This is a genomic window from Paraburkholderia sp. USG1 (assembly GCF_031570135.1).
Classification (GTDB): Bacteria; Pseudomonadota; Gammaproteobacteria; order Burkholderiales; family Burkholderiaceae; genus Paraburkholderia; species Paraburkholderia dioscoreae.
In genome coordinates, this window is record NZ_JAMWXW010000011.1 from 193531 (window position 1) to 206892 (window position 13362).

Sequence of the window (13362 nt, forward strand, 5' to 3'; positions counted from 1 at the left end):
GGTGCCGTGCCTTTATTGCGAGGCTTGCGCCGCGTGTTTGCCGTGATGCCCGCGCGTGCCGGAGGCGCCCGACGCCGCGGCTGCGCCACGCGCACCGGAAGCACCACGGGGCTTGTCGGCCGGAATCGTGATTTTCGCGCCTTCCTTGAGGCGGTCCGAACCGTCGATCACCACGCGCTCGCCGACCGCCAGGCCGGATTTGATGCTGGTGCGCTCGCCGTCCACGGGGCCGACCTTGACCGGCCGTACCGTCACCGTGTTGTCCGGCTTCACGACGTACACGAACTGGCCCATCGAGCCGTTGAGCACGGCCGGCGTCGGCACGATCACCGCGTCCTTGATCGTATCGACCAGCAGGCGGGTGTTCACGAACTGATTCGGGAACAGCAGGTTCTTGCTGTTCTGAAAGACGGCGCGCAGCTTGACCGTGCCGGTGGTGGTATCGATCTGGTTGTCCAGCGTTTCGAGCATGCCGCCTTCGAGCGACGTAGTGTTGCTGCGGTCATACGCGGTGACCGAGAGTTTCTCGCCCGCCTGGGTCTGCTGGATGATCTGCTGCAGATTGTCTTCGGAAGTGGTGAAGATCACGCTGATCGGCTGCAACTGCGTGATCACGACGATGCCGTTGGTCAGGCTCGGCGTCACGTAATTGCCCGGATCGACCTGGCGCAGACCGACGCGTCCCGACACGGGTGCAGTGATGCGCGCATAGACGAGGTCGAGCTTGAAGGTGTCGATGTTGGCCTTGTCGGACTTCACCGTGCCTTCGTATTGCCGCACCAGCGAAGCCTGCGTATCGACCTGCTGGCTGGCGATGGAGTCTTGCGAAAGCAGCGTCTGATAACGCTTCAGGTCGAGCCGGGCGGTTTGCAGCAGCGCTTCGTCGCGTGCGAGTGTGCCCTGCGCGTTGTCGAGCGAGATCTGATAGGGGCGCGGGTCGATCTGGGCCAGCACGTCGCCCTTCTTGACCATCTGGCCTTCCTTGAAATACACCTCCTGCAGCGTGCCGCTCAACTGCGGCAGCACCGTGACGTTGGCAAGCGGCGTGACCGTGCCGAGCGCGGTCAGCACCACCGGCATTTCGCCCTGCGTCGCGGCCGCCACGTGAACGGGTTGCGCCATGTTGGCCATGCCGCCGGCGCCGCCTCGGCCAGCCCGGCCGCTGCTCGCCCCGCCGGCGTCGGCCGCGCCGCTTGCTCCACCGCCGGGGCCGCCCCAAGGGTGCCAGCGCCACACCACGAACCCGAGAATGACCAGCGCCGCGATGATCAGTGCGATGTTGCGGCCGCGGTGCCGCTTCACCATGCCCGGTGCATGGTTCGGTGTGCCGGCTGGCCCGCCGCTGGAGGACGGTTGGGGAGCCGCAGGGGTGGGGCGAGAGGTTTCCGAATGCTTTTGTTGTTCGTCCATCGGTTCGGTCAGGTGACTGGCTTGGATGTGAGCCGCTCGCGCGTTCGCGCCGTTTCGACAGGCCGGCGGGCCGGCACGCGAGTGACACGGCAGGTGGTTTCGACAACGGGTGCACCGCGCTCGTTCAGCGCGATGCTACCGGAGGCGCGGGACAGGGATGTTAGCGCAATGCGGCATCCTGACAGGCGGCCGGAGCGTTATCGACAAGGAAAACAGCAAGCCGGGCGTGTGTCCCGCGACGGGAAGGCATGATCCTACGTCGCGGGCTCTGTAACAGTCCACCCGCGTATTTTTCTTTTGATTACGAAGGTTACAGAATGGCTGTAATGTTCGTGGCGGCGGGCCGGAGGGCCGGCGTGCCATTGACCGCTTCAGGTGTCCAGACGGCGCCCGGGCGTGCCGCCGATCTCCAGCACGATGCTGGCGACGCACTCGATCAGCGCGGGCGCGGCGCGCGTGATCAGCCAGTCGCGCGGGCACTGGTCGGCGGAGCCGCCGCAATTGACCGCATAGCGTTCGCCCGACGGGCCGACGAAGCCCAAGGCGATCGCATTCAGGCCGTCGTACCATTCGCCTGTCGCAATGGCGAAGCCGCGCTCCATGGTCTCCTGCAACGCACTGTCGAGCCGGTTGCCGACGTGGCCCCAGTCGTCGCCTTCGGCGGCCTGCAGGCCGATCAGCAATTTTTCCCGCTCCGGCGCTTCGAGCGCGGCCAGATACGCGCGGCCGATGGCGGTACGGCTCAGATTCATGCGCGAGCCGATCTCGAGACGCGACACCAGTACCGCCGAACGCGGCCGGATCGCGTCGATCACCACCATATCGAGGCGGTCGCGCACAGCTAGATGCACGGACAACGCGGTGCGTTCCGCGAGTTCGATCAGGAACGGCCGCGCGCGAGCGCGAATGTCGAAGTTGCGCAAAAAACCGTTGCTCAGTTCCAGCACCGACGAGGTCAGCACGAAACGCTCGCTGTCGGGCAGGCGGAACAGGAAACCCGCGCTGACCAAGGTGGCGGTGATCCGCGAAACGGTGGGCTTGGGAATGCCGGTCAGTTCCGTCAGCTCGCGGTTGCTGAGCGGCGAGTCCGCGGCGGCGACGGCGCGCAGTACGGTCAAACCGCGCGCGAGGGCCGTGACTTCCTCGCCGGAGCCGTCTTTTTCTCTGGCGGCATCCGGTGCGACTTGGGAGGGCTTGGATCGAGACATGTGGATTTTTGGAACTTTATTTCAATTTTTTGTACGCAACCGCGCTGACAATCCTCTCTCAAAGGACGCGCGGGAGCCCCGGCCTGGGGCATGCATTGGATTTTCCATCAGAAGATTCATTGTATCGGAATATTTTGCCGCAACGAATGTTGCCTCTTTAGATTTTGCTTGACTTAGTCAGCATAACCATAAAAAATGGAATCTCATTTCGAAAGACGGTTTCAGGTTCTGTATTTTGAAGTCTTCGAACCTGCCGTGGTCCGCGCAATGTCTGGTCGAGTGTCTTCCCACAGTCCACCGTAACAGCCCCTGTCGCGCACCGTATGGGCGGCGAGTCGCACACCAAACTTTCGAATACCGTCTCTCAGGTTCTAGCACGGCCCTCGGAATGGCTAGAACTTTTTAAGGCGTCACGGCAACGTGACGCCTTTTTTTTATTCTTATCGGCGCACAACAAAGTCTGCGGCATTTCTAAAACGCCCCTTTGCGTGCAACAAAGGCTGCAGGTTTCGCGCGAGGTTGTAGAACAACTGACTGAGTGGGCCAACAACGCATCGCCTTTTCTCCTATTGGTGTCGGTGGATAACACATGTCGTCTTGCCGCAGACTATCAGGATCAGCTAACACATCTGAACGACATCCATAGCCGGGAAGGCATCGCGCAGCCGCCTTCCGGCGAATTGCTCACTGCGTGTGTGTGGACAGATTGAGTTCACTCGCTATTGTCACAGCCACAGACATCGTAGTGATTTTCCGTCACGAGACTACGCAATCAGCCTACGTGCCATGGCCCGAGCTGATTAAGGAGTGCGGGCACCTGATGAAGCCTACCGAGCATCCGCCGGCCCGTTACGAGGTAAAGGCGTTTCCCGAAGAAGCGCTTTTCAAGGCATGGTGTACTCGCTTCGAGAAGGTTTGAAAAGGAAAGCACACTCCTTAAACGTCCGGGACACACGGCATAGGGACATCGAGGCTAAACCGCGGGCAAAACGGGCGGCGAGGGGGCAGAAGTCAGATGCATCGCCGGCAAGACGCAAGATGCCGAGGCCGCCAAAACCAAACCACCGCAGAAGCACCGGAACTCCAAAACGGGAGCGGCCTGGCATAGGAATGTCCGCGTGGAGGCAATGCCGAAAGGCCTTGCCGAACAGCCTTCGTTGACGGGCTGCTGTCTTCGCTGTGCATAGTGGACATGCCCATTCTGCTCGCGGAGTCCGCGCTCTTGCTCATGTTGCCAGGAACCCGGTTGTGCGGATTCGATACTGGCTCGCTGTGGTACGTTATCCTATTGCGTCTACTCTCCACGACGAGCACGACCGGAATACGAGGTTGTGCATGTTTCGTCTGGATTCGAGGCATTCCACGCTGGGCCGTGTGCGCGCCGGCGAACTTTTGCCAATGGCGCGCGGCGCAGCGGGAAAAGTCCTGAGTGCTTTTCGCAACGGCGTGACTTCCGAATCTCATGAGTCGATGATTTTCATATCGTTCGGCGAACGGGATCCTTCCTGTGCCGCATTGGCGGCTCCGGTCTTCGGACCCGAAGGTCAGATTGCTGGCGCCTTGTCGCTATCGGGCCCCCTCAAGCGCTTTACTGCGACTGCCGTGAAAAAAATGAGTGTCCCGCTGCTCGCCGCGGCGCAAACCGCCACGCAATCACTGGGTGGCCAGTCGAGCCAGCGCGTCCGCGTGCGCCGTCTGCGGGGCGCAAGCGCAAGGAACCAGCATAAAGCGCTGATTCTGAGGGAAGTTCGATCCCACTGATCCAAAAACGCCGCACGTGTGCTCTCCGTTGGAACGGCTACAGCTATCCCAAAGCAACATGCCGGTGCTGCCGGAGCGATGCGTGCTGTCTTCGTGGCCAGACGCGGCACAGTCAAGGCGAAGACACAGGCGGTCAATCAGCTGGCAGCGTTGCTCGTAAGCGCGCCTCGGGAAATGAGAGATCGCCGTCTGAAAGCAAAGACTACGGCATGCGTTGAGGGCTGCGCCCATGTTCGGCCGTTTGGGCAAAACGCCGATGCTGCAAGTGCTTACGAGCACACTGCGGTTGTTTGCGAAGCGTTAGTTGGCATTGGCTCTGGAGCTTAAAGCGCCCGACGCCATGCTCGACCGCCTGACCGGCTTGTATGGCACTCGTGCCGGAGATGCTCGCTGCAAGACTGTGCCGTCCGATCCACATTGCCTTGTCGTTCGACGAGGAGGTTGGTTGCCTCGGACTGCGGCTCAGTGGCGCGGTGGCGCCACCTGCAACTCGTGTGCGCTTTCGTTGCTCGAGGGGTGCATCGTGCGCCCAAGTCCGAACAGCGCCGCACACGCGACCAGCGCCGGAATTGCACAGAACAGGAACACGTGCGAAGGCTGTGCGCTGACGGCAATAACGGCGCCGCCTGCCAGCGGTCCTAGCAGCGAGCCGAAGCGCCCGACGCCTTGTGACCAGCCAACGCCAGTACCGCGGATCGAGGTCGGATAGTAGCCGGTGATGAACGCGGTCACGGCGAGTTGCGCGCCGATGATGAAAAAGCCGGTCAGAAAGATTGAAATCATGATCAGCACTACGTTGTGCTCAGCGAAACTGATCGACGCGACCGACACCGCACCGAGCAGGTAGGCTAATGTGAGAACGCGCAATGGCCTGCGCTTCATCGCACGCGATACCGCCAGACTGCCCACGATACCGGCGAAATTGATCATTACCGTGCCGAGCACAGCATCCTTGATCGGCAAACCGGCCTGTCTCAACAGCGACGGAATCCAGTTGATCAGGCAGTAGGTCAGCACGAGGCTTGCGAACAGCGTGATCCACAGCAGCACCGTGCCCCTTCCCAGACCGTTGGCGAACAGTTCACGCACACTTCCGCGAGTCGCACGTGGTTCAATGAGGTAAAAATCGTCGCCCGCGCGGAACGTATTGACGCCGTCGATTTTCGACAGAATGTGTGCCATGGCTGCGCGCTTGCCGCTCACATAGGTCATATAGCGCACGGATTCAGGCAGGAGAATCAACAGCACGGGCACGCAGAGCAGCGGCAACACCGCGCCGAGATAGAAAATCGACGTCCAGCCTTGATATTCGATCATGCGGCCGGCGAACGAGCCGCCGATTACCGCGCCGAGCGGGAAACCCCACATGCTGATCGTGACGATCGTGGTGCGGGAGCGGGCCGGTGCATATTCCGATGCCAGCGCCAGGAAGTTGACCAGCGCACCGCCCAGACCGACGCCGGCCCCGAGGCGGTAAATCAGCAGTTCGTCGTAGCCTGTCGCGAACGCGCAGGCGCCAGTCAGCAAACCGAACAGCGCGACCGCACCAATCACGAGCATTCGTCGACCGATCCGGTCCGCTAGCATGCCGAAACCCACCGCGCCGATGACAGTGCCAAGCAGTCCGGCCGAAAAGATCGGGCCGAAGGCTGACGGTGCGAGATGCCACGCCTTCGAAATGGCAGGCGCGACGAAAGCAATCGCCTGAGTGTCGTAGCCGTCGAGCATGATGATGATGAACAGCAGCGCAAATACTCGCCACTGAAAGGCGCTCAGCGGTGCTCCATCGATCACGCTGACCACGTCGATACGCTTGCCTGTCTCCATGTTCATTCCTTTTTATCGCAATGAATACCGCTGTTCGCGACGCGCTTGCGTGTTATCCGGCAAGCCTCGTCGTGTGGGCCCGGCCAGTCATGGCGGCGGCTATTTTCTCCGCGACCATGATGGTGGGAATATGCGTGTTGCCGCTTGGCACAGATGGCATAACCGATGCGTCGGCCACACGCAAGCCGTCTACGCCATATACCTTGCCTGTTGGCGATGTCACGGCCATTGGGTCGGCGGCATCGCCCATCCTGCACGTGCCGCATACGTGGCCGGTGCCGGTCACCGCTTTTTCGATCAGGCGGACGAGACCTTCCTCATCCGCTGTGAAGGCCGCAAGGGAACGCATGCTCGCGAACCGCTCCAGCGTGCGCATGCCGCCGCGTGGGTCGGTGTCGATCCACGTTGCGGCGACACGGGCGCGAATCGCATTCCAACGGGACACGTGGTTGTAGCGCATCAACCCCGCCACGTCTTCGAGTATGAACGGCGCGCCGCACATCGCGGAGACTTCTGGCGCGGCGAACATGTCGATCGCCATGCGCATGCCGTCGAGCAGGCGCGTCATGTCGCGCGAGTCGGACAGAAAATTGAAAGCGACTCTTGGCGCGCCATCGGGCTTCGCAGGATCGAGCGCGACTTCACCGCTTGAAAACGGGCGCATCAATACCGGCGCCAGCGACGCGAGTTGTCGTCCCAGTGCATGCCATGACAGATAGCTGCGCACATACAAACCCAGATCGCCGCGTGGACACTTCTCATGTGCGGACGACCAGCGCAAGTACGTCGATCCGGCGGGGCGCCAACCGGGTGCGTCGCGGCCGTCAGGTTGCAGCAGCGCCGTCGTGAATACGATCGGATGATTCTGGAGATTGCGTCCGACTCCTGCACGATCGGCGACCACGCGCAGGTTCATCTCGGCCAGATGTTTTGCTGGCCCGATCCCGGAGCGCAACAGCAGCGCCGGAGTTCGAAGCGCACCGGCGGTCACGATCGTTTCGTGCGCATACGCCGACATCTGGCCACCGTCCGCACGGAGCAGTTGCGCGCCCGTCACCTTGCGGCCCTCGACGATCAGCCGGGTTGCCTCCGTTTGCGCGAATATCGTGAGATTGGCGCGCTGGCGAGTATCGGCGTCGAGATAGCACAGACCGGCTGACGCGCGCGAGTTCGGGTGACGGCTGATCGGTAGCGAGCAGTGGCCGTCGCGAAAGTCGGCGTTCATGTCGTCGATCTGCGGCATGCCGAGTCTGCGCGACGCGTGCGATACCGCGCGCGCGAGCGGTTGCCATTGCGCTTCGGTCTCGCGGCGAATCGGAATCGGCCCCGTCTTGCCATGCATTGCGCCGGCGAAGTCCATGTCGTGCTCCAGGCCGACGAAATACGGCAGCACGTCGTCCCAGCCCCAGCCGCGCGCGCCTGCGTCGCGCCAGCCGTCATAGTCGCCGGGCATGCCGCGCAGTGCCCACATGCCCATGATCGCCGTGCTACCGCCCATGATCTTGCCTTGCTGCAATGGCACGGCCGGCGAGTTGTCCGCGCGGCGCCAGTGCACCCGGGTATCGCGCCACATATAGTCGTGATTGAACGCGGACAATGGGAAGATATTCGTGATGTCTGCCGGCTCCCGACCGGGCAGCAAATCCGCGCCGGCCTCGACCAGCGCAACCCTCGCCCGCGGATCGGCTGAGAGCCGGTGTGCGAGGACCGAGCCTGCGGCGCCCGCGCCGATAATCAGGTAGTCGAAAACGGTATCCATGGGTCGCATAGCGCTCAGGTGGCTCCGGCCTTGCCGCTGCACGGTGACGTGCCCGGCAGGGGCCGAATCGGAATCACGCCGCCGCGAATCCGGCGGTGATGCACCAGACGGTCCCGGTACGACTCGCTCATGTCCAGCGGATCCCAGTCGAACTGGTCGTCGAGTTTCACGTCGACGCTTGCCACGCCTGGCAACGCACTCAGTGTCCGGTACGCTTCGCTCGCGAACGGCGCGCCCATCAGGCAGCCATATTCCGTGACCGCGACCGTAACGGTGACGTGCATGCCGTGCGGGAGCGCTGCAAGCTCGACGCGCCGGACAAGGCCCATATCGTCGAGACCTGCCGCGCACCCGGCCGCGACGCTGCAAGGATCGATGATGCCGTTCAGCGCCGCACGCACCTGCGTTTCGCCGATCATGCCGCACGCTCCTGCTGCGCCGCCTGGCTCCATGGCGGCGCGAGGGCAGCGAGCCGGCCGAATTCGTCGCCCGCGAGCCGCTGCCGCAGCGCGGCGACATTCCAGCCGAGAAAGCGCGCATGGTTCAGGCCGAGAATTTGCCGCTTCATCGCTTCCGTGAGTTTCGGGTAGCCGAAGCCCTCGCACATGTCGTCCGGAATCTGAAAATCCCAGAACAATTCGATGAACGGGCGCGGATGATGGGCAACGCACCCCGTAGCCCAGAAGATCCTGTCTTCACCGCCCCATACCAGCAGCGAGCCGAGCAATTCGGCGAAGCGGCGCGGCGAGCGCTGTAGCAGATACGCGCTGCTGCCTTCGAGATTGACTGTCACGTTTGGAAAGCGCTGCATCTGCCAGGCGGTTTCCTCAAGGAACGCGATCCCGCCATGCACGACCTCGAAGGTCAGGTAGGGAAAGGCGGTGGCCGCGCCCGCCACGTCGAACGGAGCGAACGGTTCGCTCGGCACCTGCCCTTGCGGAATCGCCTTGTGCGTGGCAATCATTTTCACGCCGAGCTTGCGTGCTTTTTCCAGCAGCGGGAATGCGATTTCAGGGTCGTCGAGCCGGTAGCTCTTCACCTCGCCGTCAACCAGATCCATTGGATAAAACTTGAGGCCGACCACTTTGTCTTCTTCGACCAACTGATCGATCAGGTCGAGCGCGTCAGGCTGCCAGGGACTAACCGGCCCATACAGCGCCACGCGATCCGGGTAACGTTCGCGCATCGCGCGGCCGACCGAGAGTGGCGAGCCGCCGTCGCGATAGATGCCGTAGAGCGGCGTGCCGTGATAGATACACACGTCGGTCTGGCTTTCGGCGAACAATGCCTGTGCCATCAGATCGGGATCGGCGGCATGCCGGAAGCGCTCGCGCGACAACGCCCATTTGGGATCGCCATCGGGAATCAGCTTGCTGTGACCGGCGTAGAGCGTGTCGGACAACTGTATGGCCACACGTTCCTTGAAAATGCCGTCGACATGATTTTCCAGCGTCGTGTTATAGCCGTGTACGGTCGAGTCGATGACGAATACATCATCGAGCGGCCAGCGAGGTTGGGCGTCTTGCATAGGGTGTCTCCTCCTTTTTTTTGCGGTGGCCGTGGCCGTGGCACGTCAGCGTTCGTCGACTACCGTGTTGCGCAGGATGCCGATCCCTTCGATTTCTGCTTCGATCACGTCGCCGTGTTTCAGCAGCCGCTCCGGGAAACGCCTGTTGAATCCCGCGACGCCGCTGGTGGTACCGGTCGTCACGATGTCGCCCGGTTCGAGGGTGAGACGGGACGACCAGTAAGCGAGAATCTCGCCGCATTTGAAAATCATCTGGCGGGTGTTGTCGTGCTGCCGCGTTTCGCCGTTGACACGTAGCGCAATGTTCAGCGCGTCGGGATCGGCGAGTTCGTCGCAAGTGACGATGCAGGGGCCGAGCGGGCAGGTGGTATCGAGATTCTTGCCCTGAAACACGACGCCGGTCGGTTTTTCGACGACGATCAGATCGCGCATGCTGATGTCATTGACGATCGTGAAGCCGGCCACCGCTTCGCGCCAGTTGTCCGCACTCAGGTCGCGGCAGCGTTGGCCGATCACCATCGAGAGTTCGATCTCGTAATCGAGTTCCTCTGTGTGGCGCGAGCGCGTAATGGCTTCGTCGGGACCGATCACGGCGGACGGCATCTTCAGAAATGCGACGGGATATTGAGGCAGTTCGCGTAACACGCCGGCGTCGCGTCCTTCCTGGATGTGGCCGCTGTAGTTCGCGCCGATCGCGATGATCTTGCCGGGCCGTTGCAGCGGCGCAAGCAGCCGGACCGCGGCGAGCGGGCGCAGGATTCCGCTGCGAGCGAGAACGGTGTTATCGGGGCTTTGCGCGAGTGCGTGAACGTGCCGCAGCGCGTGGCGCGCCGCGCGCATCGAATGGCCGCCGCCTTCCAGAAAGCGCTTCATATCGGCAGGAATGCGGATGCGGGCCAGATCGTCGGCGAATGGGTCGTGCTCGACGTCTCTTCGCCATGCGGCGTACGCGAGAGAGAGATCGACCACGCTGGCGCCGGCACCGGGCAAAGCTCTGGCCGATTCGACCAGTGCGCCGACGCGGGCGCCGGGGGCGTCGGGTGTGTGGAAAGAGACCAGCTTCATGAGTCACTCCAGGCTGAGCGTTGCACGATTCGTGTGACACGGGCCTGAACGGCATAAGGCGCGAGTTCCTGCGCGAGGCGTGCCTCGGCTTCCGCGGAAATGCGCGTGCCGAGCACGACGACGTCGGTTACGCCCGCGACAGCGAGCAGTGCGGGCCGCACGGAGCTCGCCGTGGTCACGGGACGATACTGGCAACCGGCGCACATGCCGGTGTACTTCACGGTCACGACACCGTCGGCGCTGAGGTCGATCAGTTCCAGACCGCCGGCATGAGCGCGGATCATTTTCGATAGCGCGTCGACCGTCTGGTCGACCGCCTTGCGCTCGGCGCTCATGCTTTCACCGCGCCCGCAGCGGCGTGCGGATTCGTCGCCGGCAATGCAGCCAGCTCCCGTTTTTTCTCTTCGATGTTCACGCCCATCAGGCGCGCGAAGTTCTCGCCGAGAATCTTGCGGCGATCGTCGCGCGTAATCTGTGGATAGCCATAGCCCACGCGCAGATCTTCGGGTATTTCGATTTCCATGAACGCGTTCAGATAAGGAGCCGGTCCGCCTGCCAGCGCGGCCTCCGAGCCCCACAGGATCTTGTCGGAGCCGACCATCTGAAGCAGCCGGCCAAGATGATCCTGCACGAGGCGCGGTGCGATCCGGTAGAACGTCATATAACCTGCCAGCGACAGGTAGACGTTCGGAAACCGCGCAGCGATGGACAACATCTCCTCGAAATACGGAAGCGCGAGATGATGGACCACGAAATTCATGTCGGGAAAATCACGCGCCGGGCCTTGCAGATCAATCGGACTCAGATATTCCATGTTCTGCAGACCGTACGGATTGCCTTTGTGAAACTGCAACACGCGGATGCCGGTGTTGCGGGCGCGCTCGAACAAAGGGTATGCAATGCGTTCGTCGTCGCACCGCCAGCAGTCGGCGATCTTTGCATGACCGTTGTAGAACTTGAGCGACTTCGCGCCGAGCGTGCCGACCTGGAAGTCGATCTGATCCAGAGCGTCGTTCAGTCCACGGTACATCGGGTCCACACCGCCGCAGAACATGACGCGCTGCGGGTGGGCTGCGGCCATGGCGTGCTGGGTGAGGACCGGCGCGTACCAGTCTTCGAACCAGTCGAACATCGGCACGACCTGGGTCATGGCCATGTCGGTGGGGGAGCTGTTGAACACGAGATCGTACATGTCGTCGACCTCCCAGCGGCGAGCCCACTCGAAGTCGGGATCGTCGTGACGCGGCACACCCGGCCAGCGCAGTTTGTTCACGTAAGCCAGAATCCTGTCTCGTGCCGGCGCGGCGTCCGCGCGGTCGCGACGGATGTTGGGCGTCGACATGTCGTACAGGTGGATGACGTTATCGAACACGAAAATGTCGTCAATCATGATGCGCTCCAGAAGCAGGCGACGGGCGGTGATTCACGCAGCGACGCTGCGGGTATCCAGTTGTGGTGAAAAGGAGGTAGGCCGAAGGATCACGCTGCGCATGGCGAGCATCGGCGCGAGCCGATCGACTTCGCGCCGATAAACTGCCCAGCGTGGATCGCTTTCCAGTGCGGCGCGCATCTGCTCGCGGCTCGCGAGACTCTGGTGTCGCCATAAATGCGTCACTTCGTTGAGCGGGCCGATATCGGTGACGAACATACCGAGGAAGGTGCCGTCGAACGCGGCAACATGATCGAGTTGAACCGGCAGCGCGTAGTTCTCCCATACGTCGAGCCAGGCCTTCAGCTTGTGCATGTCGACCGTATAGGTGCGTTGTTCGACGATCATCCCGTGACTCCTGCGCCGCCTTCAGGCGTGGCAAGCGAACCGAACACCTCGTAGAGCGCGGCGGCGTCCTGGTCGGCGCGCTGCTGTTCCTCGGCGACGGCATAGATCTTCAACGCGGCGTCGAAAAGAGGCGTTACCGCGCGGTGGCTTGCGATGTAGTCGGCAATGATCCTGGTATCCTTGAATGGAATTGCCAGATCGGCTGCCTTGGTGGCGGGATCGTCGTAGACACCGGCGATCATCAACGGCACGCGGGCACGCCAGATGCCGGAAGCAGCGGGGCTATTGCCGATCACGTCGTGAATCAGGTTCATATCGATGCCTGCGCGCGTGGCGAACTGCATCGTTTCGGCAATCAGAACCGTCGTCGTGCTGACCAGGTGGTTCACGACGAATTTGAGTCGTGACGACATGCCGAATGCGCCCACATAGCGTTGCTGCCGCGAGATCGCCTGAAGCACCGGCTCGACTTCGCGCCAGGCGGTTTCGTCGCCGCTCACGAGTGCGCTCAGCGTGGCCTCTTTAGCCTGCACCGCGCCGCCGATCAACGGACAGTCCAGCAAACGCGCGCCGCTTGAGCGGTTCAGGGTCGCCGCCGCGCGTTCCTTGTCGTCGATAGAGAGCGTGCTCGTTTCCAGAATGACGTGGGGAGCGTGCGTCGCTGCTGCGAGTTGATCGATCACCTGATGCAGCGCGGCGCCCGAAGGCAGCGACAGAATCAGATGATCACTGTAGGCCGCGACTTCCGCGAGTCGGGTTGCGACTTCGCCGCCGATATCTGCCAGCGCCGCACGCCGCGCGGGGGCGATGTCATAGCCTTTCACTTGCCAGCCGCGTTCGAGCAGCGAGTTCGCCATTGGCAAACCCATCAATCCGATGCCGATTATTCCGACTTTGCCTGCCATCGTTCAGCTCCTCCAGGTTCCAGAATGCCTTCAAATAATTTATGATTCATATTGTATTCAAATTGAATTCAATAAGAGAGGCGTGATTTCCCTAAGGTCGATCACGTCGGCTCGTGAGGTCT

General features: G+C 62.2%; 12 protein-coding genes. 1 reads left to right on the forward strand and 11 read right to left on the reverse strand.

What is annotated here, in order from left to right:
- Positions 1 to 12: 12 nt before the first annotated feature.
- Positions 13 to 1410 carry an MdtA/MuxA family multidrug efflux RND transporter periplasmic adaptor subunit gene (locus NE850_RS16875; RefSeq protein ID WP_310698942.1) on the reverse strand — a complete coding sequence of 466 codons (1398 nt, stop codon included), beginning with the start codon at positions 1408 to 1410 and terminating at the stop codon, positions 13 to 15.
- Between the two features lie 371 nt (positions 1411 to 1781).
- On the reverse strand, positions 1782 to 2618 hold the full coding sequence (locus tag NE850_RS16880; RefSeq protein ID WP_310698943.1) for an IclR family transcriptional regulator: 837 nt from the start codon (positions 2616 to 2618) through the stop codon (positions 1782 to 1784).
- A 1335-nt stretch (positions 2619 to 3953) separates the two neighbouring features.
- Here NE850_RS16880 and NE850_RS16885 point away from each other — a divergent pair.
- Positions 3954 to 4379 carry an IclR family transcriptional regulator C-terminal domain-containing protein gene (locus tag NE850_RS16885; protein WP_165185574.1) on the forward strand — a complete coding sequence of 142 codons (426 nt, stop codon included), beginning with the start codon at positions 3954 to 3956 and terminating at the stop codon, positions 4377 to 4379.
- Between the two features lie 462 nt (positions 4380 to 4841).
- On the opposite strand, the gene NE850_RS16890 is transcribed toward NE850_RS16885, so the two are convergent.
- From NE850_RS16890 to NE850_RS16930, 9 genes are read right to left on the reverse strand one after another with little or no spacing between them, the layout of a single operon-like run.
- Positions 4842 to 6212 (reverse strand): MFS transporter, encoded by a 1371-nt coding sequence (locus tag NE850_RS16890; RefSeq protein WP_405044848.1) that lies wholly within the window; start codon positions 6210 to 6212, stop codon positions 4842 to 4844.
- 46 nt (positions 6213 to 6258) lie between these two features.
- The gene (locus NE850_RS16895; protein ID WP_310698945.1) at positions 6259 to 7965 is read right to left on the reverse strand and encodes a GMC family oxidoreductase N-terminal domain-containing protein; all 1707 of its coding nucleotides are present in this window, start codon (positions 7963 to 7965) and stop codon (positions 6259 to 6261) included.
- 14 nt (positions 7966 to 7979) lie between these two features.
- The gene (locus tag NE850_RS16900) at positions 7980 to 8384 is read right to left on the reverse strand and encodes a metal-sulfur cluster assembly factor (protein ID WP_007182362.1); all 405 of its coding nucleotides are present in this window, start codon (positions 8382 to 8384) and stop codon (positions 7980 to 7982) included.
- Complete coding sequence (locus NE850_RS16905) at positions 8381 to 9493, reverse strand: amidohydrolase family protein (protein ID WP_310698946.1); 1113 nt, start codon at positions 9491 to 9493, stop codon at positions 8381 to 8383. The genes NE850_RS16900 and NE850_RS16905 overlap by 4 nt, the downstream gene beginning before the upstream one ends.
- Positions 9494 to 9538: 45 nt before the next feature.
- A complete protein-coding gene (locus tag NE850_RS16910) occupies positions 9539 to 10558 on the reverse strand; it encodes a fumarylacetoacetate hydrolase family protein (RefSeq protein ID WP_007182360.1) in 1020 nt (339 codons plus the stop codon).
- Positions 10555 to 10893, reverse strand: coding sequence for a NifU family protein (locus NE850_RS16915; RefSeq protein ID WP_310698947.1), 339 nt, complete (start codon positions 10891 to 10893; stop codon positions 10555 to 10557). Before NE850_RS16915 ends, NE850_RS16910 begins: the two co-directional genes overlap by 4 nt.
- Entirely contained in the window at positions 10890 to 11948 is a 1059-nt protein-coding gene (locus NE850_RS16920; protein ID WP_310698948.1) for an amidohydrolase family protein, read from the reverse strand. The genes NE850_RS16915 and NE850_RS16920 overlap by 4 nt, the downstream gene beginning before the upstream one ends.
- A 33-nt stretch (positions 11949 to 11981) precedes the next feature.
- Complete coding sequence (locus NE850_RS16925; protein WP_007182357.1) at positions 11982 to 12335, reverse strand: NIPSNAP family protein; 354 nt, start codon at positions 12333 to 12335, stop codon at positions 11982 to 11984.
- On the reverse strand, positions 12332 to 13240 hold the full coding sequence (locus NE850_RS16930; protein ID WP_310698949.1) for an NAD(P)-dependent oxidoreductase: 909 nt from the start codon (positions 13238 to 13240) through the stop codon (positions 12332 to 12334). The genes NE850_RS16925 and NE850_RS16930 overlap by 4 nt, the downstream gene beginning before the upstream one ends.
- Positions 13241 to 13362 lie beyond the last annotated feature (122 nt).

Coding starts and splice junctions, on each gene's coding strand:
- NE850_RS16895 (WP_310698945.1), bottom strand. CDS start 7,965: ATGGATACCGTTTTCGACTACCTGATTATCGGCGCGGGCGCCGCAGGC.
- NE850_RS16875 (WP_310698942.1), bottom strand. CDS start 1,410: ATGGACGAACAACAAAAGCATTCGGAAACCTCTCGCCCCACCCCTGCG.
- NE850_RS16880 (WP_310698943.1), bottom strand. CDS start 2,618: ATGTCTCGATCCAAGCCCTCCCAAGTCGCACCGGATGCCGCCAGAGAA.
- NE850_RS16905 (WP_310698946.1), bottom strand. CDS start 9,493: ATGCAAGACGCCCAACCTCGCTGGCCGCTCGATGATGTATTCGTCATC.
- NE850_RS16910 (WP_007182360.1), bottom strand. CDS start 10,558: ATGAAGCTGGTCTCTTTCCACACACCCGACGCCCCCGGCGCCCGCGTC.
- NE850_RS16915 (WP_310698947.1), bottom strand. CDS start 10,893: ATGAGCGCCGAGCGCAAGGCGGTCGACCAGACGGTCGACGCGCTATCG.
- NE850_RS16900 (WP_007182362.1), bottom strand. CDS start 8,384: ATGATCGGCGAAACGCAGGTGCGTGCGGCGCTGAACGGCATCATCGAT.
- NE850_RS16930 (WP_310698949.1), bottom strand. CDS start 13,240: ATGGCAGGCAAAGTCGGAATAATCGGCATCGGATTGATGGGTTTGCCA.
- NE850_RS16885 (WP_165185574.1), top strand. CDS start 3,954: ATGTTTCGTCTGGATTCGAGGCATTCCACGCTGGGCCGTGTGCGCGCC.
- NE850_RS16890 (WP_405044848.1), bottom strand. CDS start 6,212: ATGAACATGGAGACAGGCAAGCGTATCGACGTGGTCAGCGTGATCGAT.
- NE850_RS16925 (WP_007182357.1), bottom strand. CDS start 12,335: ATGATCGTCGAACAACGCACCTATACGGTCGACATGCACAAGCTGAAG.
- NE850_RS16920 (WP_310698948.1), bottom strand. CDS start 11,948: ATGATTGACGACATTTTCGTGTTCGATAACGTCATCCACCTGTACGAC.